This window comes from Luedemannella helvata, from assembly GCF_039528415.1.
In the GTDB taxonomy this organism is placed as follows: domain Bacteria; phylum Actinomycetota; class Actinomycetes; order Mycobacteriales; family Micromonosporaceae; genus Luedemannella; species Luedemannella helvata.
This window is the reverse complement of record NZ_BAAALS010000007.1, coordinates 56,813-83,151: the sequence shown is the minus strand read 5'-3', so window position 1 is coordinate 83,151 and position 26,339 is coordinate 56,813. Positions and strand designations below refer to the sequence as shown.

General features: G+C 69.5%; 21 protein-coding genes, 3 tRNA genes and 5 pseudogenes. 11 read left to right on the top strand and 18 right to left on the bottom strand.

From position 1 onward, the window contains the following. Positions 1-132: 132 nt before the first annotated feature. Positions 133-693, bottom strand: coding sequence for a Uma2 family endonuclease (locus tag ABD191_RS09285; RefSeq protein WP_344078957.1), 561 nt, complete (start codon positions 691-693; stop codon positions 133-135). Between the two features lie 431 nt (positions 694-1,124). Then, complete coding sequence (locus ABD191_RS09280) at positions 1,125-2,393, bottom strand: GTP pyrophosphokinase (RefSeq protein ID WP_344078955.1); 1,269 nt, start codon at positions 2,391-2,393, stop codon at positions 1,125-1,127. Positions 2,394-2,744: 351 nt separating this feature from the next. Here ABD191_RS09280 and ABD191_RS09275 point away from each other — a divergent pair, with 351 nt between their 5' ends. Both ABD191_RS09275 and ABD191_RS09270 read left to right on the top strand, forming a co-directional pair. Further along, positions 2,745-3,140 carry a hypothetical protein gene (locus ABD191_RS09275; protein WP_344078953.1) on the top strand — a complete coding sequence of 132 codons (396 nt, stop codon included), beginning with the start codon at positions 2,745-2,747 and terminating at the stop codon, positions 3,138-3,140. Positions 3,141-3,198: 58 nt separating this feature from the next. Further along, a pseudogene (locus tag ABD191_RS09270) lies at positions 3,199-4,111 on the top strand (IS5 family transposase). Between the two features lie 138 nt (positions 4,112-4,249). On the opposite strand, the pseudogene ABD191_RS09265 reads toward ABD191_RS09270, so the two are convergent. From ABD191_RS09265 to ABD191_RS09255, 3 genes and pseudogenes are all read right to left on the bottom strand, one after another. Then, a pseudogene (locus tag ABD191_RS09265) lies at positions 4,250-4,930 on the bottom strand (IS701 family transposase); the annotation flags it as partial. A gap of 39 nt (positions 4,931-4,969) precedes the next feature. Beyond that, the gene (locus tag ABD191_RS09260) at positions 4,970-6,223 is read right to left on the bottom strand and encodes an IS256 family transposase (RefSeq protein WP_425560696.1); all 1,254 of its coding nucleotides are present in this window, start codon (positions 6,221-6,223) and stop codon (positions 4,970-4,972) included. A gap of 246 nt (positions 6,224-6,469) precedes the next feature. Continuing rightward, a pseudogene (locus tag ABD191_RS09255) lies at positions 6,470-7,162 on the bottom strand (IS701 family transposase); the annotation flags it as partial. A 497-nt stretch (positions 7,163-7,659) separates the two neighbouring features. On the opposite strand from ABD191_RS09255, the gene ABD191_RS09250 reads away from it, so the two are divergent. After that, complete coding sequence (locus ABD191_RS09250; protein WP_344078950.1) at positions 7,660-7,977, top strand: tyrosine-type recombinase/integrase; 318 nt, start codon at positions 7,660-7,662, stop codon at positions 7,975-7,977. Between the two features lie 119 nt (positions 7,978-8,096). Here ABD191_RS09250 and ABD191_RS09245 read toward each other — a convergent pair. The 6 genes from ABD191_RS09245 to crtI all read right to left on the bottom strand — a co-directional run bounded on the left by ABD191_RS09245 (position 8,097) and on the right by crtI (position 11,514). Beyond that, positions 8,097-8,173: transfer RNA gene (locus ABD191_RS09245), tRNA-Phe, on the bottom strand. A 13-nt stretch (positions 8,174-8,186) separates the two neighbouring features. Continuing rightward, positions 8,187-8,260, bottom strand: a tRNA-Asp gene (locus ABD191_RS09240). Between the two features lie 31 nt (positions 8,261-8,291). Continuing rightward, positions 8,292-8,367 (bottom strand) — tRNA-Glu (locus tag ABD191_RS09235). 114 nt (positions 8,368-8,481) lie between these two features. Continuing rightward, on the bottom strand, positions 8,482-9,354 hold the full coding sequence (locus ABD191_RS09230) for a polysaccharide deacetylase family protein (RefSeq protein ID WP_344078948.1): 873 nt from the start codon (positions 9,352-9,354) through the stop codon (positions 8,482-8,484). A gap of 130 nt (positions 9,355-9,484) precedes the next feature. Further along, on the bottom strand, positions 9,485-10,027 hold the full coding sequence (idi, locus tag ABD191_RS09225) for an isopentenyl-diphosphate Delta-isomerase (protein ID WP_344078947.1): 543 nt from the start codon (positions 10,025-10,027) through the stop codon (positions 9,485-9,487). After that, entirely contained in the window at positions 10,027-11,514 is a 1,488-nt protein-coding gene (crtI, locus tag ABD191_RS09220; protein ID WP_344078945.1) for a phytoene desaturase family protein, read from the bottom strand. The genes idi and crtI overlap by 1 nt, the downstream gene beginning before the upstream one ends. Positions 11,515-11,603: 89 nt before the next feature. Between crtI and ABD191_RS09215 the strand changes: the two genes are divergently transcribed. Both ABD191_RS09215 and ABD191_RS09210 read left to right on the top strand, forming a co-directional pair. Continuing rightward, positions 11,604-12,914 carry a cryptochrome/photolyase family protein gene (locus tag ABD191_RS09215; RefSeq protein WP_344078943.1) on the top strand — a complete coding sequence of 437 codons (1,311 nt, stop codon included), beginning with the start codon at positions 11,604-11,606 and terminating at the stop codon, positions 12,912-12,914. Positions 12,915-12,983: 69 nt separating this feature from the next. Further along, on the top strand, positions 12,984-13,736 hold the full coding sequence (locus ABD191_RS09210) for a hypothetical protein (RefSeq protein ID WP_344078941.1): 753 nt from the start codon (positions 12,984-12,986) through the stop codon (positions 13,734-13,736). 73 nt (positions 13,737-13,809) lie between these two features. Here ABD191_RS09210 and ABD191_RS09205 read toward each other — a convergent pair whose 3' ends face one another. From ABD191_RS09205 to ABD191_RS09185, 6 genes and pseudogenes are all read right to left on the bottom strand, one after another. Further along, positions 13,810-14,097, bottom strand: coding sequence for a DUF4031 domain-containing protein (locus ABD191_RS09205; protein WP_344078939.1), 288 nt, complete (start codon positions 14,095-14,097; stop codon positions 13,810-13,812). Positions 14,098-14,104: 7 nt separating this feature from the next. Then, positions 14,105-14,305 (bottom strand): annotated as a pseudogene (locus ABD191_RS29225) (Clp protease N-terminal domain-containing protein); the annotation flags it as partial. A gap of 216 nt (positions 14,306-14,521) precedes the next feature. Continuing rightward, positions 14,522-14,698 (bottom strand): annotated as a pseudogene (locus ABD191_RS29220) (Clp protease N-terminal domain-containing protein); the annotation flags it as partial. Continuing rightward, complete coding sequence (locus ABD191_RS09195) at positions 14,698-14,934, bottom strand: helix-turn-helix domain-containing protein (RefSeq protein WP_344078935.1); 237 nt, start codon at positions 14,932-14,934, stop codon at positions 14,698-14,700. The gene ABD191_RS09195 and the pseudogene ABD191_RS29220, both read right to left, overlap by 1 nt. Before the next feature lie 109 nt (positions 14,935-15,043). Beyond that, on the bottom strand, positions 15,044-16,435 hold the full coding sequence (locus ABD191_RS09190) for a glycoside hydrolase family 6 protein (RefSeq protein WP_344078934.1): 1,392 nt from the start codon (positions 16,433-16,435) through the stop codon (positions 15,044-15,046). 196 nt (positions 16,436-16,631) lie between these two features. Beyond that, a complete protein-coding gene (locus ABD191_RS09185) occupies positions 16,632-17,888 on the bottom strand; it encodes an FAD-binding protein (RefSeq protein WP_344078932.1) in 1,257 nt (418 codons plus the stop codon). A 111-nt stretch (positions 17,889-17,999) separates the two neighbouring features. On the opposite strand from ABD191_RS09185, the gene ABD191_RS09180 reads away from it, so the two are divergent. Together ABD191_RS09180 and ABD191_RS09175 are read left to right on the top strand one after the other, a co-directional pair. Then, complete coding sequence (locus ABD191_RS09180; RefSeq protein ID WP_425560689.1) at positions 18,000-19,337, top strand: sensor histidine kinase; 1,338 nt, start codon at positions 18,000-18,002, stop codon at positions 19,335-19,337. Then, positions 19,307-19,969, top strand: coding sequence for a response regulator (locus tag ABD191_RS09175; RefSeq protein WP_344078930.1), 663 nt, complete (start codon positions 19,307-19,309; stop codon positions 19,967-19,969). Before ABD191_RS09180 ends, ABD191_RS09175 begins: the two co-directional genes overlap by 31 nt. Here ABD191_RS09175 and ABD191_RS09170 read toward each other — a convergent pair. Then, entirely contained in the window at positions 19,958-20,983 is a 1,026-nt protein-coding gene (locus tag ABD191_RS09170; protein WP_344078928.1) for a phosphotransferase family protein, read from the bottom strand. The two genes, ABD191_RS09175 and ABD191_RS09170, sit on opposite strands and share 12 nt — an antisense overlap. Before the next feature lie 393 nt (positions 20,984-21,376). Here ABD191_RS09170 and ABD191_RS09165 point away from each other — a divergent pair, with 393 nt between their 5' ends. Genes ABD191_RS09165 through ABD191_RS09150 form a run of 4 tightly spaced genes read left to right on the top strand, consistent with a single transcriptional unit; the run spans position 21,377 to position 26,329 of the window. Then, positions 21,377-21,895, top strand: coding sequence for a SigE family RNA polymerase sigma factor (locus tag ABD191_RS09165; protein WP_344078926.1), 519 nt, complete (start codon positions 21,377-21,379; stop codon positions 21,893-21,895). Then, the gene (locus tag ABD191_RS09160; protein WP_344078924.1) at positions 21,892-23,124 is read left to right on the top strand and encodes a hypothetical protein; all 1,233 of its coding nucleotides are present in this window, start codon (positions 21,892-21,894) and stop codon (positions 23,122-23,124) included. Before ABD191_RS09165 ends, ABD191_RS09160 begins: the two co-directional genes overlap by 4 nt. A 53-nt stretch (positions 23,125-23,177) precedes the next feature. Continuing rightward, positions 23,178-24,923 (top strand): ABC transporter ATP-binding protein/permease, encoded by a 1,746-nt coding sequence (locus ABD191_RS09155; RefSeq protein ID WP_344079197.1) that lies wholly within the window; start codon positions 23,178-23,180, stop codon positions 24,921-24,923. Beyond that, on the top strand, positions 24,920-26,329 hold the full coding sequence (locus ABD191_RS09150) for an aminotransferase class V-fold PLP-dependent enzyme (protein WP_344078922.1): 1,410 nt from the start codon (positions 24,920-24,922) through the stop codon (positions 26,327-26,329). The genes ABD191_RS09155 and ABD191_RS09150 overlap by 4 nt, the downstream gene beginning before the upstream one ends. The last annotated feature ends 10 nt before the right edge of the window (positions 26,330-26,339 follow it).

Sequence of the window (26,339 nt, the reverse complement as noted above, 5' to 3'; positions counted from 1 at the left end):
CGGTAGCTCCCGACATCGGCGTGACAATGACGATCTACGCGCACGCCTCGCAGGAGGAGAAGCGGGCCGCCCTCCGCAAGCTGGCTGGCCGCAGGGGTCTGCCGTCGTACGGATCCGTGGCTGTATGCGTTGCTACACCGGGCGCAGCAGCGAACGCGTGTCGATCATGAACGGGAACGGCTTCTGGGAAGACAGCGTCTCGCCCGTCCTGGCGGTCTGATCCTCTACGTAATGGGCACCGTTCAGGCGATTGAGCCGAAGGGTGAGGTCATCGGGCGAGTCCTGTTGGACAAGCAGGTACCACGGGATCCTCGCCGCCGCGTACAGCTGCATCTTGACGACCCGGTCCGCGCCGGCATTGCCCGGCGAGACCACCTCACCCACCAGCGGGACGCGCGCCGCGTCGATCACGACGAAGTCGTCGTCGGTGTCCACGACGGCCAGGTCGGGGATCACCAGCCGATCGGTTGCCAGCCGCACGTTGACCGCTTCGTAAACCAGCAGCCCTGCCGCCGAGGCCGCCGCGTCCAGCTCATTTGCCAATCGACGGGACAAGCGCTGATGACGCGAGTTCGGCGCCGGGCTCACCAGCAGGCTCCCATCGATCAACTCGATGCGGTTCGACGTCTCACCCAGGGCAAGATAGTCCGCCTCGTGCCAGGGGCCGACGTGTTCGATCGCTGTAACGCTCATCCCGGATCACCTCCCGAGGCTCTGACACAGTCTCGCATGCCGAGGATGGGCGGGCGGGGCGCCTGGAAGTCGCCAGAGCCGGCCCGGTGACCTCGATCGCCCGCTGTCGGTGAGCCGGGCGTTGCTGCATTTCGATCACAAGAGCAACTGACGACGCCTGGAAAGCGAAGACCCCTGGCCGGCGTTTCCGCTGGTCAGGGGTTTCGTCAGCCCGGCGAAGAGCTGGTGGCCAGGGGCGGGGTCGAACCGCCGACCTTCCGCTTTTCAGGTGTGGTGATGTATGAGCATCCTGGTGGCCTGCTGTGTGTCGGCAAGGTCTGGGGGTGCCAGGCATCCGCCGTCGTGTGGCCCTGTTGCCACACGAGTTGCCACCGGCGTGCCGCCCGCACAGGCTCCGCCGGGCTCGGGCTCCGCTCGGCACTCTCCTGAGTTCAGGGGGACCCGGGTTCTTCCTTCTGTGCGGCCTGGAGTTTGGCAACAATTATTTCGAGCACCTCGTTAGCTGACGCGATGACGTTAGGTGGCTGTACCCGATGCCCGTGGACCAGTTGGTTCCTCAAATTTCGCAAGGCGTCTATCTCGCCGACAAGTGCAGGCTCCAGAATATTTAGTGATGCCAGCTTTCTGGTCGTCGGCATGGCAAAGTGTTTCTGCTGAAGCTCGTCTGGAAAGAACTGTCGCACGAGATTTTCAAGCGTTACCCAATTGGTGATGAAGCGGCCTATCTCTACCAACGACGGGCTTTCGTCTCGATGGCGCTTCCCACCCAAGTACTTTGCTTGAAGATCGCGATAAACCTTGTATCGAGAAGGATCTTCGGTCAGCAACTCGTCTACCACTTGCTCGGCTAGTGGGCGCAGTTCAAAATTGCTGTGCAATGCCTGAATGTAGGGAGATAGCTTTTCTGGGGTGTCGACTCTTAGTTCCCTTAGCAGGTCGAAAAGGTAGTCAACGCGACCTATCCCCGAGTCGCTTACTGGCCCGTTTAGCGCTGCTGAGGCACGGTCAAGTAGATATGCGGCAAGGTCATAGTGATTCGCGAACTGACGGCCAGCAGTCGAGCTACGTGCCTTGCCGGCCTTTTGAAGGCGCTCAAGTGCGATTTCGCCCGCGAGTACGAGGCCGTTTAGTTCATCGAGAATGGCTTCCTCTTCCTCGGAAAGTGCGCCTTCTGATGGCTTATACGCGAGATCATGTTCAACCTCAGCCCATGCATGCATTAGAACAGAGGCGACCTGAATTTCCACCCGAGCGTTGGCATAGCGTTTGGCCGAGTCAGGTAATGATTCTTCCTTAAGCTGTACTCGATAGTGTGCTGCGGAGTAGCCCGTGAAGCGTTTGCCCTTGCGATCGTTTCGGTCTTCGGGAAAGGTCTTCGGGGGAACTAGCAGCTTGAATAAATTCTTGATTGTTTGATCGACCTGGTGACGGTCCCCTGGGAAATACAGTGCAATCCTTACGCCGGCCAGGTCTACGATGTCATCGTAGATGTTGTTGACCGTCTTATACGGTGTCCTGCGCTGGCGCTGCCTGCACTTCGTTTCTAGCCGGCGGACATCCTTTGCTCTGTCCGTGACGATGGCTCGCACGCCGGCGGCGTTTAGATCCGACTTGAGAAAATCAGACACCAATCGGGCAGCCTGGGCGTAAAAGTCATATTCGCGGAGGTATCGTCCGATGAACTCGTCGACTGTATCCACTGGCCATCCCGTATAGGCGTTGTCGCGCTGCCACCCCACCCGGAACAGGGCAGCGCACCATGGAGCAGATCGTATAGCCAGAGGCCGGAACGGTAGGTCACCCGAGAGGCCCCGCCAATTCCACCGCTCGTCCCGGCGTCACCGACCAGCCGGGCTACTAGCTTCCATGACAATTCGGCACGGTACTTCGTCGCTGTGGCTCAACACGTAGACCGTGCTGCGGTCGAGATCGATTGCCTCGCTCACGACCATGCCGTTGTGTTCCCACCGGCCGCCGCCTAGGCCGTGTTTCATAAGTGCGGTGGTGTGGAGTGGGTCAACCGCTTCGGCTGACGGCATACGCTCCCGGTTGTGTCAGTTGACTCGCTGCGGGGACATGTCTGGAACGATCCGGACGTGCCGTTGCTGATGGACGTGTTTCCCAGGGTGACCAGGGGTGTTGCCGGGATCCTGGCTGACATGGACGAGCCTGATCTTGCGGCGCAGTTGTTACGACAGCAGTTCCATGGACGCTGTGACTGCCGGCCCGGGTGCCGGTTCATCCTGACCGCTCCACCTGGGTCTTCGGGTTCAGGGATGCTCTGGCTGGAGATGTCCGGCGACGTGGTGGGTGAGGTGAGCCTCGATCCACGTGGCGAGTTCGTTACCAACTTCGACATCGGCGGCTGTGAGGCGTTGGGTGTTCCGCCGAACTGGCTCGATGTGGTGGCGCCGACGAGTGTGCCCCGGCGTGTCGATGAGCAATAGATGGCGAGGTCTCCGGTAGACGGTTCATCGACCAAGAAGAACTTCTTCCGGAGACCTCGTGGCCAGCGTAGCGGTGACGAGGCGGTTCGACCTGACCGACGGGCAGTGGGCGCTGCTGCGACCCCTGCTGCCCAAGGGCAAGAAGGCAGGGCGACCGCCGAGGTGGAGCAGACGGCAGCTCATTGACGGGATCAGGTGGCGGGTACGTACTGGTACGCCGTGGCGTGACGTGCCGGACTGTTACGGGCACTGGCGCACGGTCTATGGCCTGTTCCGGCGCTGGCAACGGGATGGCACCTGGGCTAGGTTGCTGGCCGCGCTGCAGGGCCGTGCCGACGCGGCGGGCCTGATCACATGGGACGTGAGCGTGGACTCCACCGTCATGCGAGCTCACCAGCACGCGGCCGGTGCGCGCAGAGACTCACACCAACAGGTCGAACCGCCCGGTGGGGTCGGTGACGCCGAACCAGACGACCACGCGCTGGGCCGCTCGCGGGGCGGGTTGACGACAAAGCTGCACCTAGCCTGTGAGCAGGGTCGTAAGACGCTGTCATTGCTGGTCACCGGTGGTCAGCGTGGGGACAGTCCGCAGTTCGCTGCCGTACTGGGGCGTATCCGGGTGCCCCGGACCGGTGCCGGCCGCGCACCGCCCGGACCGGGTGCTGGCGGACAAGGCATACAGCAGCCGGGCTAACCGCGCCTACCTGCGTGGTCGGGGCATCAAGTGCGTCATCCCGGTCAAGGTCGACCAGGCCGCCCACCGTCGTAAGCGCGGCTCGCGGGGCGGGCGGCCGCCGCACTTTGATCCGGTCGCCTACCGGCAGCGTCACGCCGTCGAGTGCGGCATCAACCTGCTCAAGCAGCACCGCGGTGTGGCGGCCCGCTACGAGAAACTCGCCGTACGCTACGAGGCGACGGTCACCATCAGCGTCATCGACATCTGGCTCCGCCGCCTCGAAGCGCACTTATGAAACACGGCCTAGTAGTGCTTTGTTAGGTGTGTCGAGAGTTGTTGTCCTGTAAGGGTTTCAGCCGTTGGTGGCAGGTTGGGCAGGCGCCGGTCCAGGTCGCGAGGAGTTGTTGCAGTTCGCGGATGACCTTGTAGAGGGTCAGGCCGGCGCAGCCGCTTTTGGGTCGTGTCGCAGCATGGTGATGAATAGGTGGGCGGCGGTGACGAGGGTGACGTGGCGGTGCCAGCCGGTGAAGGAACGGCCTTCGAAGTGGTCGAGGCCAAGACCTGTTTTGAGTTCGCGGTAGTCGTGCTCGATTCGCCAACGGATCTTTGCAGCGCGGATCAGGTCGGCGGGGCTGGTGTCGGCAGGCTGGCTGGACAGCCAGTAGGTAGCGGGCTCGGGTTCGGTGTGCGGCCATTCGGCGATCAGCCACCGTTCGGGCAGGCTGCCGTCGGGGTCGCGGGGGATGCGATGCCCAGCGGGCCGCACGCGTAGGAGCACGAACTGTGAGGTGAGGGTGCCTTTGCTGCCTTCGCGCCAGGAGACGGTGATCGCCTTGTCGCGGCCGGCGGCGGTGACGTGCCCGGTCAGGCTGAGCGCATCATCGGGGTAGACGGGCGTCGTGGACGACGGCGGGCGACCCTGCCCCGACCAGGTTCGCCTGATCGGGGTCGCGTCGGCGGTGTGAGCGAGGGCGTCGCCTTTGACCTGCAGGCTGTAGATGATGTCGCGTTCGTCCAGCGCGGCGCGGAACTGGCTGGTGTCGCCGTATCCGGCGTCAGCGGCCAGCAACGGCGGTTGTAGCCCGTGCCCGGCAAGCGCGTCGATCATCTCGAGCCTGTCAGATTGGCTGTGTAACCGTCCTATTCGGACTAACTAGTGGATAGGGTCGAGGTTACGGGTCTGGCAGAACTCGTCGAGGGCGGCGAGGGCGCTGCGCCAGCCGGTGGTGATGGAGCCTTCGATGAGGCGGGCGGGTGCGGTGCGTTCGCCTGCGGGCTTGCCGCGGTCGGCTTCGCGGGCGCGGGCTCGCTTGTCCTCGATGTCGCAGATGGCCAGCCAGAGGAGCTTGACGACGGCATCGTCGGTCGGGAAGTGCCCACGGTTCTTGATGATCTTCCGGAGTTGGAAGTTGAGGCTCTCGATCGTGTTGGTGGTGTAGATGACCTTGCGGAGGTCGGGTGGGAACTCCAGGAACGGGGTGAAGCGTTCCCAGGCGCGTTCCCACACGGCGATCGCGGCCTTGTACTTGCGGCCCAGGGGCGAGTCAGCCAGCTCGAGCAGGGCGGACTCGGCGGCGTCGGCGTTGACCGCGGTGTAGAGCGGACGCAGGGCGGTGGCGAGCTTCTTGCGGTCGGTGTAGCTGGCGTATTTGAGGCTGTTGCGGATCAGGTGCACCACACACGTTTGCACGATCGTGTAGGGCCAGATCGTCTCGATCGCCTCGGGCAGGGCCTCCAAGCCGTCGCAGCAGGCGATCAGGACGCGGCGCACGCCACGGTTGCGTAGCTCGGCGAAGACCTGCATCCAGAACTTGGCGCCCTCGCTGTTCTGCAGCCAGATGCCGAGCACGTGCTTGACGCCGTCGGTGTCGACGCCGACGACGAGGTGGGCGGCCTTGTTACGCACCGCGTTGCCGTCACGGACCTTGACCATCAGCGCGTCGACGAAGATGACCGGGTAGCACTCGTCCAACGGTCGGGTCTGCCACGCCTTGACCTCCTCCAGCACGGCGTCGGTGACCGTGGAGATCGTGTCCGGCGACAGGTCGGAGCCGTAGACGCGGTGCAGGTGATGGCAGATGTCGCGCACCGTCATCCCACCCGCGTAGAGGCTGATGATGATGTCGGACAACCCGCCCAGGCGTCGTTCGCCCTTGGGCACCAGTTGCGGGGTGAACGTGCCGGCCCGGTCTCGTGGCACGTCCAACGGCACCGGCCCGACCTCCGTCAACAGCGTCTTGGACGTCGACCCATTGCGGGAGTTCCCGCTGCCGTTGCCGGCCGGATCGTGCTTGTCGTAACCGAGGTGGTCGGTCAGCTCCGCGGCCAGGCCGCGTTCCAGGACCGCCTTGAGCATCTCGGTGAGGAACCCACCCGGCCCGGTCAGGCGGGTCCCCTCGCTGCGCATCCGGGCCACGAGCTGGTCGAGCAGCTGGTCATCGAGCAGCGACCGCACAGTGTCGCTGACCTTCTCCCGTTCCGCCGTCGCCGGCGGGTGCTCCACACCGGCCAACGGCAACGACGGACTCGCCACCCGATCCGGCTCGATCACGAAAGGGCTTTGCGTCTGAACTGGGTAAACCATGGGTCTTCCTGTCTGTGCACCCGGACTCTCAACCGGGCATAACGGATCTTTGATCTATCCGTTACACAGACCTACTGACACGTCCATCATCTCTACGGCCAACATCCACTTAGGGCGATGGTTTTCCTCGTCCGGGATCGCGCACCGGCCTCGACGTAGCCGTGCCGCTTGCGTCACCGCCTCGACGTCGACCTCAGCGATGGCGTCACGATCGGCCGGCGCGGTTGCACGCGGTGCGTTCTTCAACGTCTTGCGCTGTCGAGCTTTCGCCGCACGCACCGCAGCCGGTCCTGCCTTCATTTCGTCCCATGATTCCGGCAGGAACAGCCGCCAATCCAACGGGCATGACGCGGTGTCGGTGACCGCGTGGACGCTCACCCCGATCTGGCAGTTGGCGACCTTGCCCAGGGTGCCGGAGTACTGCCGGGCAACACCCGCAGAACCCGTGCCGTCCTTCGGGAAACCGGTGTCATCCACGACCCACGCCACCGGCTCCACCAGTTCCACCGCCCGGCGTGCCAGCCTGGCCCGAACCGCCGCCGTGTCCCAGGTCGACGTCGTCACGAACTGCTGCAACCCCTGATGATCGACCCCGAGCCGGTCCGCCATCGGCTGCATCGACTTACGCCGCCCGTCCAACAGCAACCCGCGCAAGTAGGTCACACCCTTCGCACGCTGATCCGATCGCGCCAAGGGTGCGAACACATCGGCAGCGAACACCTCAAGACGTTGCCGCACAACCGAAAGCTCGTCAGGGGTCACCAGAACATGAAACTACGCACACCGCCCAGCGACCCCAACGACACGCCAACCTAACAAAGCACTACTAGGTCGCCTTCGAGCACCCATGCTGACCCGTCGTGGCGCAGTCGGTATCTGGCGTCGGCCAGCAGCAGGGCCGTGAAATGTCCGGCACCGGGATAGTCGACTACGAGGCCGGGTGCACGGTGATGGTGGCGAGGCTGATGGTTGGTTGCTGGGTCGAAGTCGACCGATACGTAACTTGTAGGAAGGGTTGTCGCGGCGGGCATTTCGTGTAGTTGCCTCCGTGATCGCTGGCTGAGCGGCGCCGCCGGCAGCTGGAAGAGCGCACCGGATCGCCGTCTGGGATTCTCGCAGGTCCGGACGTAGTGCGACCCCCGGTCAAGGTAGTACCGGTGCAACCGGGTGTTGGTCTTCCACGCGTCTAGCCGCACCCACGTGTAGCCAAGCGCGTATGCCCTTGCGCGGCACCAGTCCAGAAGCAGCGTGCCCAGCTCGTGCCCGGACCTATCCCGGCGGACCGCGAGTTTGGAGACGTAGAGGGACGGCTGCTCACGCTCGGCCGGAGTCCAGAAGTCCGGATCACCGTCCACCTCGACCGTCCCCTCCGCGCGGCGATCGACGCCGAAACGACCCGGTTTCACGATCTCCGGCACAGCTGCGTGACGCTCCTGCTCGACCTCGGTGTGCCCCCGCACATCGTGCGCGACATCGTGGGGCACTCCGACATCGGCGTGACGATGACGATCTACGCGCACGCCTCACTGGAGGAGAAGCGAGCCGCGCTCCGGAAGCTCGACGAACGGCTGTCGTAAGGGCCGTTGCCATCCCGGTTGCCATATCTCGATCATGAAAGGCTGGCGACGCTTAGAAAAGCGAATACCCCTGGCCGGCGTTTCCGCTGGTCAGGGGTTTCGTCAGCCCGGCGAAGAGCTGGTGGCCAGGGGCGGGGTCGAACCGCCGACCTTCCGCTTTTCAGGCGGACGCTCGTACCAACTGAGCTACCTGGCCTCGCTTACCGAAGCGGTCCTGACGGGACTTGAACCCGCGACCTCCGCCTTGACAGGGCGGCGAGCACTCCAACTGCTCCACAGGACCTTGGTCAGGTGCCATCATGCCATGACTTACCTGGTGCCCCCAACGGGATTCGAACCCGTGCTACCGCCTTGAAAGGGCGGCGTCCTGGGCCGCTAGACGATGAGGGCGGCCCCGCAATCATCGCACATGCGTGTGATGGTGCGCGGTGTGCTCCCATCCGGCCCCGCCGGAAGCTTGGCAAGCATACGTGAGCCCTCCTGTGGACTCCAAATCGGGGGAGGTCACGGAAGGGGTACGAGCTTGTAGCGGTGCTTCAGCCAGGGCAGGAGGGTGCGGTAGGCGGTGAGCGTGGCCGGGGCGGCGAGGTCGTGGGAGAGCACGATGGCGCCCGGCCGGGTGTCGCGTTTCACAACCCCGATGATGTGCTTGGCCATCCGGGACCCGTTGCCGTACTTGCCGTTGTCCCAGTCGGACGGGTCGACGGACCAGTAGATCGACTTCATGCCGAGCTTGGCGGCGATGCCGACGAGGCGCTTGGTGAAGTTGCCGCCGGGCGCCCGGAAGTAGCCGATCTTGGCTTTGGGGACGGCGGCGCGGATGGCGTCGTTGGTCCTCTGCAGGTCGGCGCGGATGGCCGCGTCGGAGTGCTTGTATCCCCCGCCGGACTTCTTCGCCGCCAGGTCGAGGGCGTGGTCCCAGGTGTGGTTGCACAGCGCGTGCCCCTCGGCCGCGATCCGCTTCACCAGCCCGGGGTACTTCTTGGCCCGGTAGCCCAGCACGCAGAACGTGGCCTTGACCTTCTGCTTCTTGAGCAGGTCGAGCACCTTGGGGGTCAGGTCGGGGTCGGGCCCGTCGTCGAAGGTGAGCGCCACGCCCTTGTTGCCGGTGAATTTCAGTGACCCGCCCGGTCCGGGGCCTTTGGGTGGCGCGACGGGCTTGACGGGCGGTCTCGTCGTCGGTGGCGGCGCGGGCGCGGTGGTGGGCGGCGCCTGGACGATGGGCGCGACGGCGACGCCGATCGGGGCGGGGTGGGCCGCGCCGGGCGCGGATGAGTCGCCGCCGACGAAGGCGTACCGGGTGATCGCGCAACCCACAACGACCACGAGCACGACGAAGAGCGCGGTGGTACGTGGGCCGCTGAGGGGGCGGACCAACGCTGGCTCCCGAGGGGTGGTGGGCGCGCCGTCGAGGGGGTGGCGACGCGTCCCGCGGGGGAGAGGGACGTTCTCACGCTAGCCGCGCGCGCCGACGAAGGCGAGAGGCGGCATGAGATTTGACACACACTCAGGAAAGATCAAAAGCTACCGAAAGTACTCCGGGCAGCCACGGTGCGTGCGCGTCGGGCGCGGCGATGATCTCCTCGCGCAGCCTCTCGGCCGCCACCCAGCGCAGCTCGGCGACCTCCGCCGGGTCGGGTGCCACGGCGAGGTCGGCCTCGACCCGACCGACGAGCACGTGGTCGTACTCGTGCTCGACCCGTCCGGTGGCCGGATCGTCGGCCCGGTAGGCGTACACGCCCGCCTCGACGAACTCCACGCCCGAGATGCCGAGTTCCTCGGTCAGCCGCCGGGCGGCGGCCTCGGCGACAGGCTCACCCGGCGCCGGATGCCCGCAGCAGGAGTTGGCCCAGCGCAGCGGGAAGCGCGTCTTCTGCGCGGCGCGCCGTTGCAGCAGGGTCCGCCCGTCGGCGGTCACGAGCAGCACGGAGAACGCCCGGTGCAGCGCGCCCGGCTGCTGGTGCGCCGACTCGACCGTGGCCGACCCGACGGCCTCGCCGTCGGGCGTCACGAGTTCCACGAACGAGAGTTCGCGGGACACCGCCGGCATCACGGCCGCGCGCCGGTGATGCGGGCCGCCGCGTGTCGTCCAGACATCAGCACCATCGGCACACCCACTCCCGGTCTCGTCCCCGAACCCACCAAGACTATGTTCGACGACTCCGCGGGCTGGCCGGAGCCCCGCCGCCCTCCCGAGGGGTGGCCATGCGGCCGGCCCCCGCGCAGGGGACGGTGCCCGGGGGCGGCCCAGTCGGCGGGCGTGACGACGTGCGCGAGGTCGATGTGCTGGCCCAGGTCGAGGTAGCCGCGCGCCTCCAGGGTGGCGATCAGCTCCCCCGCGTACCGCTGGGCGAGTCCGGTGCGCCACCGCGCCGCGGCGGTCGCGTCCGACGCGGGCGGCGCCGGCACCATGATCTGGTAGATCTCCCGGTCGGCCGGCGCCAGCTGCGGGTCCGTGCGGGTCGGATTGGCCACGAGCAGCACCGGGTCGCGCATGGGCCGCCGGTGGCGCTGCACGTCCGCGAGCGGCTCCCGCCACCCCCGGCCGAAGTGCAGGTTGTGATGGGCGATGCGCCCGTACTTCTGGCGGGAGCCCAGGTGCACGAGTACGCACGAGGTGGTGGCCCGCCCGGGCCCGCCGGCGGGTGCGGGCGATCTGTCGTCATCGGCGAGTACGGGCGGCAGCACCACCACGTCGGCGGGGATCCGTTCGCCCTCGACCGTGTGCACGGCGCGCGCCCGTCCCGCGTACGTCTCCAGGCGCGCGGCCGCCGTGTCGTACCGAATGGTGACGCCGTGTTTCTGCGCGGCGCCGGCCAGGGCCGCGGGCATGGCGTGCATGCCGCCCCGGGGGAAGAAGACCTTGCCGCACGGGTCGAGGAACGGCAGGGCCGTGAACAGGGCGGGCGCCTGGTGCGGGGCGACCCCGGCGAGCAGCGACTGGACGGCGAACAGCCGCCGGCAGCGCGGGTCGGTGAAGAACTGGGCGATGCGGTGTTCCAGGCCGTGGCGCATCCCGCCCGCGGCCAGCCGCAGCGCCTCCCCGAGCAGGGCGGGGCGCAGCAGGTCGGCGGGCGAGTTCGGGCTGCGGTCGCGCAGCCGCCGCCGCAGCGTGTGCCACACGTTCTCGGCGTACGCGGCGTAGTTCAGGTACGCCCGGGCTTCGCGCGGCCCGCAGACGCGGCGCACCTCGTCGGCCATCCGGTCGCGGTCCGGGATGACGTCGAGGGTGGACCCGTCCGGGAAGTGCGCCCGTACGGTCGGGTCGAGCGGGATGAGGTCGAGCCAGTCGCGCAGCTCCTCGCCGACCGCCCCGAACGTCTCCGCGAGCACTTCCGGGGCGGCGACCGCGCTGGGGCCGGTGTCGAACTCGAACCCGCCGATGCTCAGCCGCCCCGCGAGGCCGCCGGGTCGACCCGTACTCTCCAGGATCACGACCTGGCGGCCCGCGGCGGCGAGGTGCAGCGCGCAGGCCAACCCACCCAGCCCCGCTCCGATGATCACGATCCGGTCCGTGCGACCGCGTACCCCCTGCATCCGCGCCCCCTCCGGCCGGTGACCACAACACAAGGGCACCCGCGCCGCGGCTGGTGCCCGCTTCACTAAACGCCGCGTAGCCTGTTCAGGTGCGCACCGCGATCGCGCTGGTCACGCGCGACCTGCGGGTGCGCGACAACCCCGCGCTGGCGTTGGCCTGCGCCAATGCTGAGCGCGTTGTGCCCCTTTTTGTCCGGGATCCGACGATGCCGGGCGGCGCGGTCCGGTGGCGGTTCCTCGACGAGTGCCTCGCTGACCTGCGCGGCTCGTTGCGCGACCGGGGCGGCGACCTGGTCATCCGGCACGGCGACGTGGTGGCTGAGACGCTGCGCCTGGCCGGCGAGGTCGATGCCACGCTGGTCACGGTGGCCGGGGACGTCAGCTCGCTCGCCCGCCGCCGCGAGCGCCGACTCGCCGAGGAATGTGAAACACACCGGATCGAGCTGGTCGTCACCCCAGGAGTGACCGTCGTGCCGCCGGGTGCCCTGCGCCCCGCCGGCGGGGCGGCCTCCTACCGGGTCTTCACCCCCTACTGGCGCGCCTGGACCGCCGCCACCTGGCGCGACGTGGCGCCGACCCCCCGCCGCCTCACCCTGCCGCCCGGCCTCGACCCTGGCCCGTTGCCGCCGCCCGGCGAGACACCCGGCGCCGCGGCGTCAGCGCGATCGGCGGTGGGCGGCGAGGCCGCGGCGCGGCGCACCCTGCGCGCGTTCCTGCCCCACCTCTCCGGGTACGCCCAGGAGCATGACGTTCTCGCGTCCCCGGGCACGTCGCGGCTGAGCCCGTACCTGCGGTTCGGGTGCCTGTCGCCGCGCGAACTGGCCGGCGTCGCGGCCGGGTCGGAGGAGTTCGTGCGGCAGCTGTGCTGGCGCGACTTCTTCTACCAGGTCACGGCCGCCTTCCCGCGCATCAACCGGGACCCGCTGCGCCCCGGCGGCGACGTGTGGCGGGCCGACGACGCCGCGTTCGCCGCGTGGCGTGACGGCCGCACGGGCGTCCCGGTCGTGGACGCCGGCATGCGCCAGCTCGCGGCCGAGGGCTGGATGCACAACCGGGCCCGCATGATCACGGCGGCCTTCCTCACGAAGCACCTGGGCCTCGACTGGCGCCTGGGCGCGGGCGTCTTCTTCGACCTGCTGCTCGACGGCGACGTGCCGAACAACTACGGCAACTGGCAGTGGGTGGCCGGCACGGGCAACGACACCAGGCCGTACCGGCGGTTCAACCCGATCCGCCAGGCGTACCGCTTCGATCCCGACGGCGACTACGTGCGCCGTTACGTACCCGAGCTGTCCGTTGTGGACGGACCGGCCGTGCACGAGCCGTGGCGGCTGGGCCGCGACCTGCGCTACCCCCCGCCCCTGCGCGGCCCCGCCCCGGCCGCGTGGTTACCGGACTGAGCCCGTGGGTAAGCCCTCCGGTGACTGAAACTCATCACCCGGAGGTGACCTGTGGTCAGGATTCCCCATGTGACCGGGCGTTCCGACGCCACGGCCACCAAGGACGAGAACGCCGACGGCGTGGTCGACTCCCGCGACGACGCCATCGCCGCCGACCGCGCGGAGCAGATCGACGACCGGACCGAGCGCCGGCTGGTGCGCGGCCGCCGTGACGGTACGGCCGACGTGGCCGCGCCGGTCGACACGAGCGCGCGCGAGCCGCTGGTGACCGACCGCGTCGCCGGTACGGTCGACGACCGGGACGCGACCGGCCGCCTCACGCCGGTGGACGAGCGTGCGACGGTCGACGAGCGGACCGCGACCGGCCGCTTCACGCCGGTCGACGGGCGTACGACGGTCGACGAGCCGACCGCGACCGGCCGCGTCGCGCCGGTCACGACCGAGCCCGACACGGACGACGACACGACGCCGGCCGTCGAGCCACGCGGCCCGCGCCCGCGGGCCAGCCTGTTCGCCACGCTGGGCCTGCTGGTCGGCGTTGTCGCGGCCGCGACCGTGCTGACCGGCGTCCTGGCGGACTTCGGCATCGCCCTGGGCGTCATCGGCGCCCTGTTCTCCCTGGGTGGCTTCTCCGCCACCGCCCGCCGCCACGTGGCGGGCCGTTTCGACGCCGTCCTCGGCTTCTTCCTCTCCCTGGCCGCGGTGGTCCTGGGTGTCCTGGCGGTCACGAACTCCCTGTCGTGGCTGTCCCTGGACACGGACACGATCCCGGCCGTGCACACCTGGCTCCACGACCAGTGGACCGCCCTCACGGGCGGCTGACCCCGCCCGTTCCGCACAGTGCGCACCTTGGCTGCATCCGGGTCCTCCGGAAGCCGCCAAGGTGCGCACCTTGTCACCGGGGTGGTGGCGGCGCGAGGTGTTTGGGGCGGCGGAGGTTGGCCGCGCGCAGGCTCCGCACCAGGTCGCGGGACGTGACCAGGGTGGCGCCCAGCCAGATCGCCGTGGGGAAGCGTTCCTCGGGGATGTCGTAATGGTCGCGGTCGAAGGCGCGCCGCGGGGCGCCCAGCATCTCCGCGAACAGGTGCAGCTCGGCCGTCGACACGTCGCTGACCAGGTGCGACCAGAGGCGGCCGGCCGAGCGTCCCCGGCCGGGCCACCGTGGCAGGTCGATGAGGATCACGGGTCGGTCACGCCGCCTTCGGCGGGACGACCGCGACCACGCGATCGCGCAGCGCGGCCGGGTCGACGCCCGCGTCCACGAGCAACTTGACGCCGAGCCCTTCGCCCTCGCGGATGAGGCCCAGCAGGATGTGCTCCGTGCCGATGTAGCGGTGCTTGAGTCGCAGCGCCTCGCGCAGCGACAGCTCCAGCACCTTCTTGCCGCGCGGGCTGAACACGCCCGGCCGCCGCCGGCCCCACCGCGACCTGGTCGGCGCGGGGTCCGCGTCCGCGTCCACGCTGTCGAACGTACCGGGGCCGAAGGTGTCGTCGATGCGCGACCGCACGGCGTCCAGGTCGATGCCGATGCCACGCAGGGCCTGCGCGTCCTCGGCGTAGGTGTCCGTGGCGGGCCGCGCGTAGTCCAGCTCGATCAGCCGGGCGCGGATCGCGTGCGCGGTGACGCCGGCCTCGCGGAGCAGCGCGGCCGTCCGGCCGGCGTCCGGGTGGAGCAGGGCCAGCAACAGGTGCTCGGTGCCCGCGGTGCGGTGCCCCAGATCGGCGGCCTCGGCCCGGGCCTGCTGCACGACCAGGCGGGCCGACGTGGTGAACCGTTCGAACATCAATCCTCCCGTGACTCGGTGGCCAGCGCGCGGCCGGCGTACTTCTTGTGGACGGCCTGCTTGCTGATGCCCAGCGCGTCCGCGATCTCCTGCCACGACCAGCCCTGCCGGCGGGCGTTGCTGACCTGCAGGAGTTCCAGGGTGTCCGCCAGGCGGCGCAGGGCCACCACGGCCCGCAGGCCGGTGCGGGCGTCGGGGCTGGCGGCGGCGTCCGCCAGCTCGGTTGCCTCACTCATGGCGTCAACTTTAGTTGACGCGGTGGCGAGCGTCAACTGAAGTTGACGCAAAAAAGGGGGCCCGGCTTGTGGCCGGGCCCCCTTCGTGAGGAGGGATGAAGCTAGCGCGTCACGGGCTGGTGCACGTGAGCGTCGGGCTGCCGGGCGAACCGTTGCCGAGGTACCCGAAGGCCGCGGTACCACCGGCCGGCAGGGAACCGTTCCACGACAGGTTCTTCACCGTGTACGGGCCGCTACCGCTGAGCTGGCCGTTCCACAGCTGGGTGATCGTCTGGCCGTTGATCGTGACGGTCCAGCCGTTGATCGAGGACGAGCCGGCCTTGACCGTGATCTCGCCCTGGTAGCCGCCGCCCCACGAGTTGATGGTCGTGTAGCTGGCGGTGCAGGCGCCGCCACCCTGGTTGCCCGTGGTGACCGGGGCGCGGGTGGTGACCGGGGCCGAGGTCACCGGGCCGCGCGTCGTGACGACCGCGGAGGTGACCGGGCCGCGCGTGGTGACCGGGGCCTGCGACGACGGGTTCTGCACGCCCGAGGCCAGGCTGTAGGCCAGGCTCGGCTGGAAGCTGCCGGCCTGGAAGGCGCAGCCGTCGGCCTCACCCGGGGGCTTCACCCACAGGTACCCGTCGATGTTGGCGTTGCCCGTGTTCAGCGTCGGGTACTGGCCGATGCGGCGGTCGGTGTTGTCGTCCGCGCACCAGTCGCCGGCCGCGCCACCGTTGCGGCTCGTGTCGATGATCTGCCGCTTGCCGGAGATGCCCATGCCGTTGAGCGCGTTGATGATGCCGCTGCCGAAGCTCACCTCGGACGAGGTCGGCTGGAAGTTCGACACGTTGGTGTAGAAGCCGTCGGCGTACTGGATGCCGGCGTTGCGCAGGCGGTTGGCCTGCTCGGACGCGCTGTTCCAGGCCGAGTGGCCGCCGTCGAGGTAGACCTTGGCGTTACGGTTGGCCGCCTTGATGGTCTGCGTCGCCTGCGACAGGGCGTTGTTGCGGGTGGACAGCTCGGACGAGCTGAGGCAGGTCTGCAGCGCGATCGAGTCGGTCTCCAGGACGATGATGACCATCTGGCTGCCGAGGCCGCGCGAGAAGTTCTGCACCCAGCTCAGGTAGGACCCGTAGTCGGGCGCGCCACCGGCGCTGGCGCCGCCGCAGTCGCGGTTGGGGATCATGTAGACCGACAGCTGAGGCACCTGGCCGGCCGAGTTCGCGGCGTTGATGTAGGCGGAGGTCTCCGCCTGGATGGTGGACGGGTTGTAGTTGGCGACCCAGCGGAAGGACGGCTGGCTCGCGATCCGGTCGCGGATCACGCCGACGCGGGAGTCGCCACCGTTGGCGGCGACCCACTTCACGACGGCCGAGTCGGGGTCTCTGTAGAGCGTGCCGGACAGCACGCCGGCGGACGCGGTGCCGTTGGCGATCCAGACGCCCGCGGCGACCATGGCGGTCGCGGCGGTTGCCGCGACGACTGCCAGGGGCCGTCGGTTGCGCATGTAACGGGACACGTGCTTTCCCTTCTGAGGGGCAGGTGAGACGCGCGGGAGCGTTCTGGCGAACCGTACGTTCTTCGATCTGCGCCCGCCAAGGTCAAGGCACCCAGGACAGCCGGGAACCGTGTGGGCCCAGCGATCCGGCCTACGGGGCGGTGAAACTTACCGCTTCCATCGATAGATTCGCAGTCGCCTGCGTGATAAAAGCTGCTCAGAGAAACGAGTCGATAAAGGTGTTCCGGAACACCCCGTCCGGGTCCACCGTCCTGGCCAGCTCCGCCGCGTCCGCCAGCCGCGGGTAGTCGCCGCGCGGGTCGCGGTGGAACAGCTTGCCCCAGTGCGGCCGGGCCCGCAGCGGGGACAGCGCCGCCTCCAGGGCGTCGATCGCCGGGCGCACCCGGGCCTCGTCGCCGACCCAGGTGAAGTGCAGCGCGACGCAGTCACGCCGGTACGCGGGACTCAGCCACGCCTCGTCGGCGGCGACCGTACGGATCTCACTGATCTGCAGCGCCTGGGCGACCGCGTCGCGGACGGCGCCCACGGCGGACAGCGCGGCGACCGCGTCGGCGCGCGCCACGAAATACTCCGACTGCAGTTCGTCGCCCGCGCTCGGGGTGAACTCGAGCCGGAAATGGGGCAGCCGCGCGTACCAGGGACCGGGCACGCCGTCCTGCTCGGTGCAGTTGCGCGCGGGCATGCCAGCGAGCGGGTGGCGCGGCCCATCGGCGCGTACGGCCCCGAACCAGCGCCGCGGCGCGGTCACCCCGTCGGTCACCCGGAACTTGCGCCACACCTGGTTGACGCGCGGCGGCGCGGCCTCCGGCGCGCCGCTCCAGTCCGTGAACAGACTCACGGAGTACGCGCTGGCCAGGATCTCGTCGACGTTCGCGGCGAGCACGTCGCCCGGCAGGTCGTCGTAGACCACCTGGGCCACGTCGAACGCGGGCACCAGGTCGAGGGTGAGGTCGGCGACCACGCCCAGGGCGCCGAGCGACACGACCGAGCCCTCGAACGTCTCGCCGCCGCGCGCCACGACCTCCACGTCGCCCGACGCGCGGACGAGGGACAGCGCGGACACGGCCGAGGCGAGTCCCCGGTTGTCGACGCCGGAACCATGGGTGGCCGTGGCGACCGCGCCGGCCACGCTGATGTGCGGCAGCGAGGCCAGGTTGGGCAGGGCGTACCCGGACTCGTGCAGGCGCAGCGCCAGCTTGCCGTACCGGACCCCGCCCGAGACGGTGACCGTGGCGCGTTCGTGGTCGATGGCGACGACCGGCGGCAGGGCGTCCAGCGAGATCAGGTCGCCGTCGGTGTCGGCGATCGGGTTGAACGAGTGCCCGCTGCCGAGCACCCGCAGCCGGGTGCCGGCGGCGACCAGGCGCCGCAGCTCGTCCACGGACTCCGGGCGCAGCACGCGGCGCGCCCCGAACGTCACGTTGCCCGCCCAGTTCGTCACCGCTTCGACCATGCGCACACGGTAGCGACGCGGCGTTCGGGGCGGGGCCGGGGGATAACCCCACCCCGGAGAGGCCAGCCGGCAGGATGGGTGCGACCGCGTTTGATCCATACCGTCGAGGGCATGACGACGATGACTGTTGAACTCCCCGCCGCACCGCCGGCGAAGCCGTCCCGGCGGATACTGCGCAACCTCGGCGTGGACACCGCGTACGCGATCGCGGGCTTCCCCATCGCGATCGCCGCGTTCGTGATGGTGATCACCGGGATCGCGCTCGGCCTCGGCACCCTGGTGGTCTGGGTCGGCCTGCCCATCCTCGTCGGCACGCTGTTCATCGCGCGGGGTTTCGCCCAGCTCGAGCGGCTGCGCATCGCGCCGGTGCTCAACCAGCCGGTGATCGCCGGCATCTACAAGAAGGTGCAGCCGGACGCGGGCGTGTGGCGCAAGCTGCTGACCCCGCTCTCCGACGCGCAGGCGTGGCTCGACATCGCCCACGCCATCATCCGGTTGCCGTTCTCGATCCTCAGCTTCGTGATCGCCGTTACCTGGTGGGCCGGGGCGCTGGGGGGCCTGACCGGCCCGCTGTGGCTGTGGGCCATCCCGCGCGGTGAGGACAGCAAGGACCTGCCGGAACTTATCGGCCTGGGCGACGCGTACAGCACGCTTCTCCTCTTCTATGTCGCTATGGGCGTGGCGTTCGCGATCACGCTGCCGTTCGTCCTGCGGCTGGTGACGCTCATGGAGACCGGCCTGGCGCAGGCGCTGCTCAACAGCGTGGCCCGGCTGCGGGCGCAGGTCGACGAGCTGACCGAGGTGTCCACCACGGCCCGCGCCCAGAAGGCGGCGGCCGTGTCGGCGGAGGCCACGGCGCTGCGCCGGCTGGAGCGTGACATCCACGACGGGCCCCAGCAGCGGCTGGTCCGGCTGGCCGTGGACCTGGGCCGGGCGCAGCAGCAGCTCGACAACGACCCGGAGGCGGCCCGCCGCACCATGGCCGAGGCGCTCGACCAGACCCGCGAAGCCCTCGACGAACTGCGGGCGCTGGGCCGGGGGATCGCACCGCCGATCCTGACGGACCGTGGGCTGACCGCCGCGGTGACCGCCCTGGCCGGCCGCAGCACCATCCCGGTGTCCCTGGCTATTCCGGACCTGCCGCGCCTCGACCCGGCCACCGAGCAGACCGCGTACTTTGTGATCGCCGAGTCGCTGACGAACGTCGCCAAGCACAGCCAGGCCAACAGCTGCCGGGTCACGCTGAACGTGGTCGGCGATCGGATGGAGATCACCATCATGGATGACGGGGTGGGTGGCGCCCACCCGGCGAAGGGCAGCGGTCTGGCCGGCCTGGCCGACCGGGTGCACTCGGCCGGCGGAGAGCTCAACGTGGCCAGCCCCACGGGTGGTCCGACGACCATCTACGCTGTTGTTCCGTGCCTGCGCAACGGAGCCTCCGGGTCGTAATCGCCGATGACGCGGTCCTCCTCCGGGAGGGCCTCGTCCGGCTGCTGACCGAGAACGGTCACGACGTCGTCGAGGTCGTGGGCGACGGTCCCGCCCTGGTGGCGGCGGTCGTCGCCCACGAACCTGATGTGGCGATCGTGGACGTCCGGATGCCGCCCAGCTTCACCGACGAGGGCCTGCGGGCCGCCGTCGAGGTGCGCGGCAAGCGCCCCGGCTGCCCGATCGTGGTGCTGTCCCAGTACGTCGAGCTGTCCTACGCCGACGACCTGCTGGCCGACCGCGCCGGCGCCATCGGCTACCTGCTCAAGGACCGGGTCGCCGACGTCGCGGATTTCCTCGACACGCTCCAGCGGGTGTCCGCCGGGGCCACCGTGCTCGATCCCGAGGTCGTGTCGCAGCTGTTCGTCCGCCGCCGCGACCGCGACCCGCTCGCCGCGCTGACCGCCCGCGAGCGGGAGGTGCTCTCCCTCATGGCGCAGGGCCGGTCCAACACGGCGATCGCCCGCGAGCTGGTCGTCACCGAGGGCGCGGTCGAGAAGCACGTGACGAACATCTTCACGAAGCTCGACCTGCCCCGCGACGACGAGCAGCACCGCCGCGTGCTCGCCGTGCTCACCTACCTACGCTCGTAGCCGCCCGAGCTCTCCGCTCAGGACCTCTGCGTAGTAGTCATACTGACCTGGGTTGTCGTCGCGGGTGACGCCCCGGCTGGGCAGCTCTACGTTCATGAGCAGGTACAGGTGCATCCGGTAGAGGCCGAGCCGCAGCCGCGCGCTGTCGTCGAACACGAACGGACCGTACCCGCGTACGAACGGATTGTCCGGCTCGTCCTCGATATGCCGGAAGATGGCCGGCGAAACGAAGTCGAAGAGCGGGTCGCCCCATAGGTAACGCTCGCCGTCCACCACGCCGGTGAGGCGCAGCGTGCCGCTGTCGTCCGGCGCGGCGAGCACGTTGCCGTTCCAGCAGTCGAGCTGCACCAGCGCTGGCCGGACCACCTGTGCGAGCACCTCCGTGTGCCGGCGCACGGCCGCCCTGAAGTCGTCGGGCGGCGCGGGCAGGTTGATATCCCAGTCGACGGCATCGGCCAGCAGGTCGTCGACGAGTCCAGCGAACGCCTCAGGCCAGGTGGCGGCCGACGTACGGCCGCCGTCGTACCCGAACCGGCTGCCCGTGATCCGGTGCAGCTCGGCGACCATCGTGCCGAACTCCTCGTGCGCGGGGCCGTCGCCGTCGAACGCCTCGTGGCCCATCCGCCCCGCCGCCTCGGCATGATGGGCGAGCGGCTGCCCGGGCAGCATGGTCATGAACAGCCAGTCGCCGTCCAGCACGGCCGGGTCGCGGTCGTGGGCGAGCACCCGTGGCACCTTGAGGTGCGGGGCCCGCTCCGCGACCAGCCGGTAGTAGCGCGCCTCGGCGCCAAGCAGGTCGCGCTCGTACCGCAGCAGTTTTACGTGCGTGGGCGGCGACGTCTTGAGGACGACCGTACGTCCGTCGCCGAGGCGTACCCACCACACCGCCGCGAACCCGCCGCCGGACAGCGGACCGCAATCGACGACGCGCATCCCGTCGCCGAAGGACGCGCGGGTGAGCGACTCGATGTCCGCCGGGGTCAGGGTGCGCTGCGTCGGACTGGGGGTGACCACCGCGCCACATTAAAGGATCATTGGCCGCTCTGCAGCAGGCGTCCGACCACGCTGGGTGACGGTAACTGGGCGTGCTCGTAATACCGACGGGTCCCCACCCTTCTCGCCGTCCTTTGCTCTGCTTACTCAGAGGAAGCGGTCGCTGAGCAGCGGGGCTCTCGGGCGGCCAAGATCGGCACCCGTTACTCATCGTTACTGATGCCTATATGTAAGCAGAGCAAAGGGCTGGGGTGGCGCGGCCCTTCACGGCGAGTGCGTTACGTTGCGTTAGATTCGCTTGACGGCGAGGGGGCGGCTGCCGTGTTGAGGAGGCAGGTAGGTGGCGGCCGGACCATCGGGTCGCCCCAACCTTCGGACATCGCCATTGCGTTTCAGGTGTCGAGGGAGGTGTCCGTGGACCCGTACGACGGTTTCGACGAGTTCGTCGCCGCGCGCAGTGCCGCACTGTCGCGCACCGCGTTCCTGCTTACCGGCGACCATCACCTGGCACAGGACCTGCTCCAGGTCGCCCTGTCGCGGGTGGCCGACCGCTGGAGGCGACTCCGCGACGCGGCTCCTGAGGCGTACGCGCGGCGGATCATGGTGAACGAGCTGACGTCGTGGCGCCGCCGACGCCGCTACCACGAGCGACCGGTTGAGGCCGTGGTCGAGGAGCCGGCACCGGAGGACTGGCCATCGGCCGTTATCCGCCGGGTTGTGATCGGCCGGGCATTGGCCCGGCTGACCCCGAAGCAGCGGGCGGTCCTCGTCCTGCGCTTCTACGAGGACCTGAGTGAGGCCGCGACCGCCGAGGCACTTGGCTGCTCGCTCGGCACCGTGAAGTCCCAGACTCACCAGGCGCTGTCCCGCCTCCGCGTGGTGGCGCCGGAATTGGCCGATTTCGCGCGCGAGCCGGGGGAGGTAAGAGCATGACCGCGCAGCTCAAAAACCTACTGAGCGAGTACGCCGAGCAAGCGCACGTGTACGACGTGCGCGCAGCCGCGCTGGCCGCCGCGCGCAAGCGCCGTACGGGTCGTCGGCTCGCAGCGACCGCCGTAGCGCTCGCCGTTCTGGCGGCCGGCGGCATCTACGCGCTGCCCGGGCGCTTTGCCACCAGCAGCCCGCCCGGGACCCCTGTGCCGTCGCCCACCTCCGACACCCTCGACCTTCCGGCGTCGATCGCGCCCCAGCCGGCGGCCCAGAAGCTCCCCACCGGCGAGGGTGTGGGCCGTGGCGTACGCGTCTACCGGTACTCGGCCGATCCGGATGCGACTTCCAACCTGAATGCCTATCTGGCAACCACGGATGGCAGCCATTACCGGGTTGACGCAAGTTACGAGTACAGGTTGTCGCCCGACGGGCGGTGGCTGGTCGGGAGCCGAGGGGATACGAGCTGGGCCGGCTATACGGTGCTGTACGACCTCTCGTCGGGGCGATCCTTCACGATGGCCGGGAAATCGATCACCTGGTCGGCGGACAGCCGGTGGTTGGCGGTCGACCGGGTTAAGGACGCTGAGCGCAGTGAGCAGCCCGGACTGGTCGCGATCATTGATACACAGGAGCTGACCGGCCCGCCGAGGTACCTGAACCTCCGGTCGTTGCGCGGCTACCGGTTCATGGGAGTCACCGCCGATGGCGACATTGCGCTGACCAGAAACACCTTGGATCAGGCAGTCCGGATCCTCGTGGTGGATCGGCTTACGGGCAAGCCGGGCCGGGAGTTCGGCGTGGACCTGAGGGACTCGTTGACCCCCAGAGAGTTGAGCGACCTTGCCAACCAATGGGGGCAGGACAGCAACCTCGGAGCTGGTCCCGGCGGAGTCTTCACCTTCACCCAGGACGGGCTGCTGTACCTGCAGCTTCTGACGACCAGGGCCGCTGGCCCCGGTCCCGCCGAGTCGGGTGACGTGCTCGTTATCGATCTCGCGGCGCAGCGTGTCCGCGAGCGGATCAAGCTTCCTCCATCGATCCGGTCAAAGGACCATCGTGAGTACTGGTTGCTGCGTCAGGTGCTGCCCCAAGGCCTGCTGCTCACCCACTTCTCGACGGAGCGCCGGAGGTACTCCGTGGGGTACATCGCATCGTTCGACCTGTACGACCCGGCGACCGGCGCGCTGCGGGTGGTGACCGACCTGAGCGCGCTGAGCCCGCCTTGGCGGTGAAATAGACCACGCTCGACTCGCGGTAGTCGTCTGGCTACTGTGGAGGCTTGGGTGTGCAGGGGGAGAAGACGCGCTCGGGCGTACGGATCGAGGCGATCGTTGTGGGCCAGACGGTCCACGGTGGGCGCCAGACCGTCGTCGATGTCTCGCTAGCCGTGGAGCCCGGCGAGGTCGTTGCCATTATCGGCGGCAGTGGGGCCGGCAAGACGACGCTGCTGGAGGTGCTCGCGGGGGTACGGGCGCCGGCCAGCGGGCGGGTGCTTGTCGACGGCGCGGAGCGGGTGGGGGTGCTCGACCAGGTCGGGTACGTGCCGCAGGACGACATCATCCACCGGGAGCTGCCGGTCGTGCGGACCGTGGAGTACGCGGCGCGGCTGCGGTTGCCCGCCGGGACGCCGGACGCCGTGGCCCGGCGGCGGGCCGAGGAGGTCGTCGCGTCGCTCAACCTCGGCGACCGGGCGGAGCAGCGGGTCGGGTTGCTCAGCGGCGGGGAGCGCAAGCGGGTCAGCATCGCGGTCGAGTTGCTCACCCGGCCGAGGGCGCTGTTCCTCGACGAGCCGACGTCCGGGCTCGACCCGGCGACCGGGGCCGGTCTCCTGCGGCTGCTGCGGCAGCTCGCCGACGACGGTACGACCGTGGTGCTCACCACGCACAGTCCCGCCGACGTCGAGCTGTGCGACCGGGTGGCGGTGCTGGCCCCGGACGGGCGCCTCGCCTTCGCCGGCCGGCCCGAGGACGCGCTGCGCCACTTCGGCGTCGAGCACGTCTGGCAGATCTACGAACGCCTCGCGGACGACCGGGTCGAGCCGGCCCTCACGGTCGGGGAGCCCGCGCCCACGGGGGAGCCCGCGCCCACGGGGGAGCCGGCGCCCACGGTGGGGGAGCCGGTGTCCCCGGACCACGCGACCCGGCCGGCGCCGCCGGAGCACGGACCGTCGGGGGACAGAGCGTCGGGGGGTAGCGCGCCGGGGGCGGTGCGGCAGTGGTGGGTGCTGACCGCGCGGACGTTCGACATCCTGCGGCGCAACAAGCTCACCCTGGCGATCCTGCTCGGGTCGCCCGTGATCATCCTCGCCATGTTCGTCATGCTGTTCCGCGCGGACGCGTTCGCCTTCGCGGCGCCCGACCCGTCCACGACCGCGATGATCCTGTTCTGGATCGCGTTCGGCGGGTTCTTCTTCGGCGTCACGTACGGGTTGCTGGCGGTCGTGTCCGAGCTGCCCATCCTGCGCCGGGAGCGGCTGTCCGGGCTGCGGCTCGGACCGTACGTGCTGGCGAAGGTGACCGTGCTGCTGCCGCTGCTGGCGGCCGTGGACGCGGCGCTGCTCGGGGTGCTGCGCCTGTTGCGCCGGCTGCCCGCCCTGCCGGCCGCCGACCTCGGGGCTCTCTACCTGACCCTCGTGCTGACCTCGGCCGCTGCCCTGGGCCTCGGCCTGCTCTGCTCGGCGGCCGTCACCGACCCCTCGCAGGCCACCCTGATGCTGCCGGTCGTGTGCTTCCCGCAGGTGCTGTTCGTCGGCGCCATCCTGCCCGTACCCGTGATGGCGGACGTGGGGCGCTGGTTCAGCTACGGCATGTCCAACCGGTGGGCGTTCGAGGCGCTCGGGCACAGCGCCGGGATCGAGCGGCTGTGGCGCGACGGCGGGTCGCCGCTCGGGCCGCCCCTGCTGGCCAGCTACGGCGACAGCTTCGCCCGACCGGTGTGGCAGAACTGGACGATCCTGGCCGGGTTCGTGGCGTTCTTCTTCGCCGCGACCGTGCTCGTCCTGGCCCGCCGCTGCGCCCCGCGCCGCCGATGAGCGCCGAGGCCGCGTTCCTGGCCCGCCATCCGTCCTATGGGGACGCGGCGGCGCTCGACCGACTCCGCGCCGAGCAGTACCCGTACCTGGGCGACCACGTGTACCTCGACTACACCGGGTCCGGGCTGGCGGCGAAGGCCCAGCTCGACGCGCACGTGACGCGGCTGGGCGGGGCGTGTTTCGGCAACCCGCACTCGGAGAACCCCACGTCGGAACGGTCCAACCGGCTCGTCGAGTCGGCCCGGCTCGCGGTGCTGCGGTTCCTGAACGCGTCGCCGGACGAGTACGCGGTCGTGTTCACGCCGAACGCCACCGGGGCGTGCCGGCTCGTCGGCGAGGCCTACCCGTTCGGGCCCGACCGGGAACTCCTGCTGACCTTCGACAATCACAACTCCGTCAACGGCATGCGGGAGTACGCGCGCTCGCGCGGCGCGCGTACCCGGTATGTGCCGTTGTCGTTGCCGTCGTTGCGGGTCGACGAGGGTGAGCTGAGCGCGGCCCTGGCCGAGGGAGGCGGCGGCCTGTTCGCCTACCCGGGGCAGAGCAACTTCACCGGGGTGCGCCACCCGCTGGAGTGGGTCGAGGTGGCCCACGCGCGCGGCTACGACGTGCTGCTCGACGCGGCGGCGTACCTGCCGACGAACCGGCTCGACCTCGCCGTGGTGCGGCCGGACTTCGTGGCGATCAGCTGGTACAAGGTGTTCGGCTATCCGACCGGGATCGGGTGCCTCGTGGCGCGGCGCGAGGCGCTGGCGCGCCTGCGGCGTCCCTGGTTCGCGGGCGGCACCATCCGCGCCGTCAGCGTGCACGCCGACTGGCACGAGATGATGGACGACGAGACCGCGTTCGAGGACGGCACGCTGAACTTCCTCAGCATCCCCGACGTGGAGGTCGGCATCGACTGGATCGACCACGTCGGCGTCGACGCGATCAACGAGCGGGTGCGCTGCCTGACCGACTGGTTCCTCGGGGAACTGGCCGCCCTGTCCCACACGAACGGCCGGCCCATGGCCCGCGTGTACGGGCCGACCGACACGGCCGGGCGCGGGGCCACGGTGGCGTTCAACCTGTTCGACCCGGCCGGGGTGATCGTCGATGAGCGGCTCGTCGCCGCCGAGTCCGCCGCGGCCGGGTTCTCCCTGCGTACGGGCTGCTTCTGCAATCCGGGCGCGGGCGAGGGCGGCTTCGGCATCACGCCGACCGCGCTCGACGGGGCGCACACGTGGGGCGCGCGCACCATCGACGACTACCTGGCGAGGATCGGCCTGCCGACCGGCGGGGCGGTCCGGGTGTCGTTGGGGATCGTCTCCACGTTCGCCGACGTCCACAGGTTCCTCCGTTTCCTCGCGACCTACGTTGACCGACCCGCCACGACGGCCGGCCTGCCGCCGCGTCTGCGCTGCTGAGGGCGTTTGA

What these genes read in the sequence shown, in the direction of transcription:
- ABD191_RS09285 (WP_344078957.1), bottom strand. Translation starts at nt 693, where the DNA reads ATGAGCGTTACAGCGATCGAACACGTCGGCCCCTGGCACGAGGCGGAC.
- ABD191_RS09260 (WP_425560696.1), bottom strand. Translation starts at nt 6,223, where the DNA reads ATGCGCAGCGAGGGGACCCGCCTGACCGGGCCGGGTGGGTTCCTCACC.
- idi (WP_344078947.1), bottom strand. Translation starts at nt 10,027, where the DNA reads ATGCCGGCGGTGTCCCGCGAACTCTCGTTCGTGGAACTCGTGACGCCC.
- crtI (WP_344078945.1), bottom strand. Translation starts at nt 11,514, where the DNA reads ATGCAGGGGGTACGCGGTCGCACGGACCGGATCGTGATCATCGGAGCG.
- ABD191_RS09195 (WP_344078935.1), bottom strand. Translation starts at nt 14,934, where the DNA reads ATGAGTGAGGCAACCGAGCTGGCGGACGCCGCCGCCAGCCCCGACGCC.
- ABD191_RS09185 (WP_344078932.1), bottom strand. Translation starts at nt 17,888, where the DNA reads ATGGTCGAAGCGGTGACGAACTGGGCGGGCAACGTGACGTTCGGGGCG.
- ABD191_RS09180 (WP_425560689.1), top strand. Translation starts at nt 18,000, where the DNA reads ATGACGACGATGACTGTTGAACTCCCCGCCGCACCGCCGGCGAAGCCG.
- ABD191_RS09160 (WP_344078924.1), top strand. Translation starts at nt 21,892, where the DNA reads ATGACCGCGCAGCTCAAAAACCTACTGAGCGAGTACGCCGAGCAAGCG.
- ABD191_RS09150 (WP_344078922.1), top strand. Translation starts at nt 24,920, where the DNA reads ATGAGCGCCGAGGCCGCGTTCCTGGCCCGCCATCCGTCCTATGGGGAC.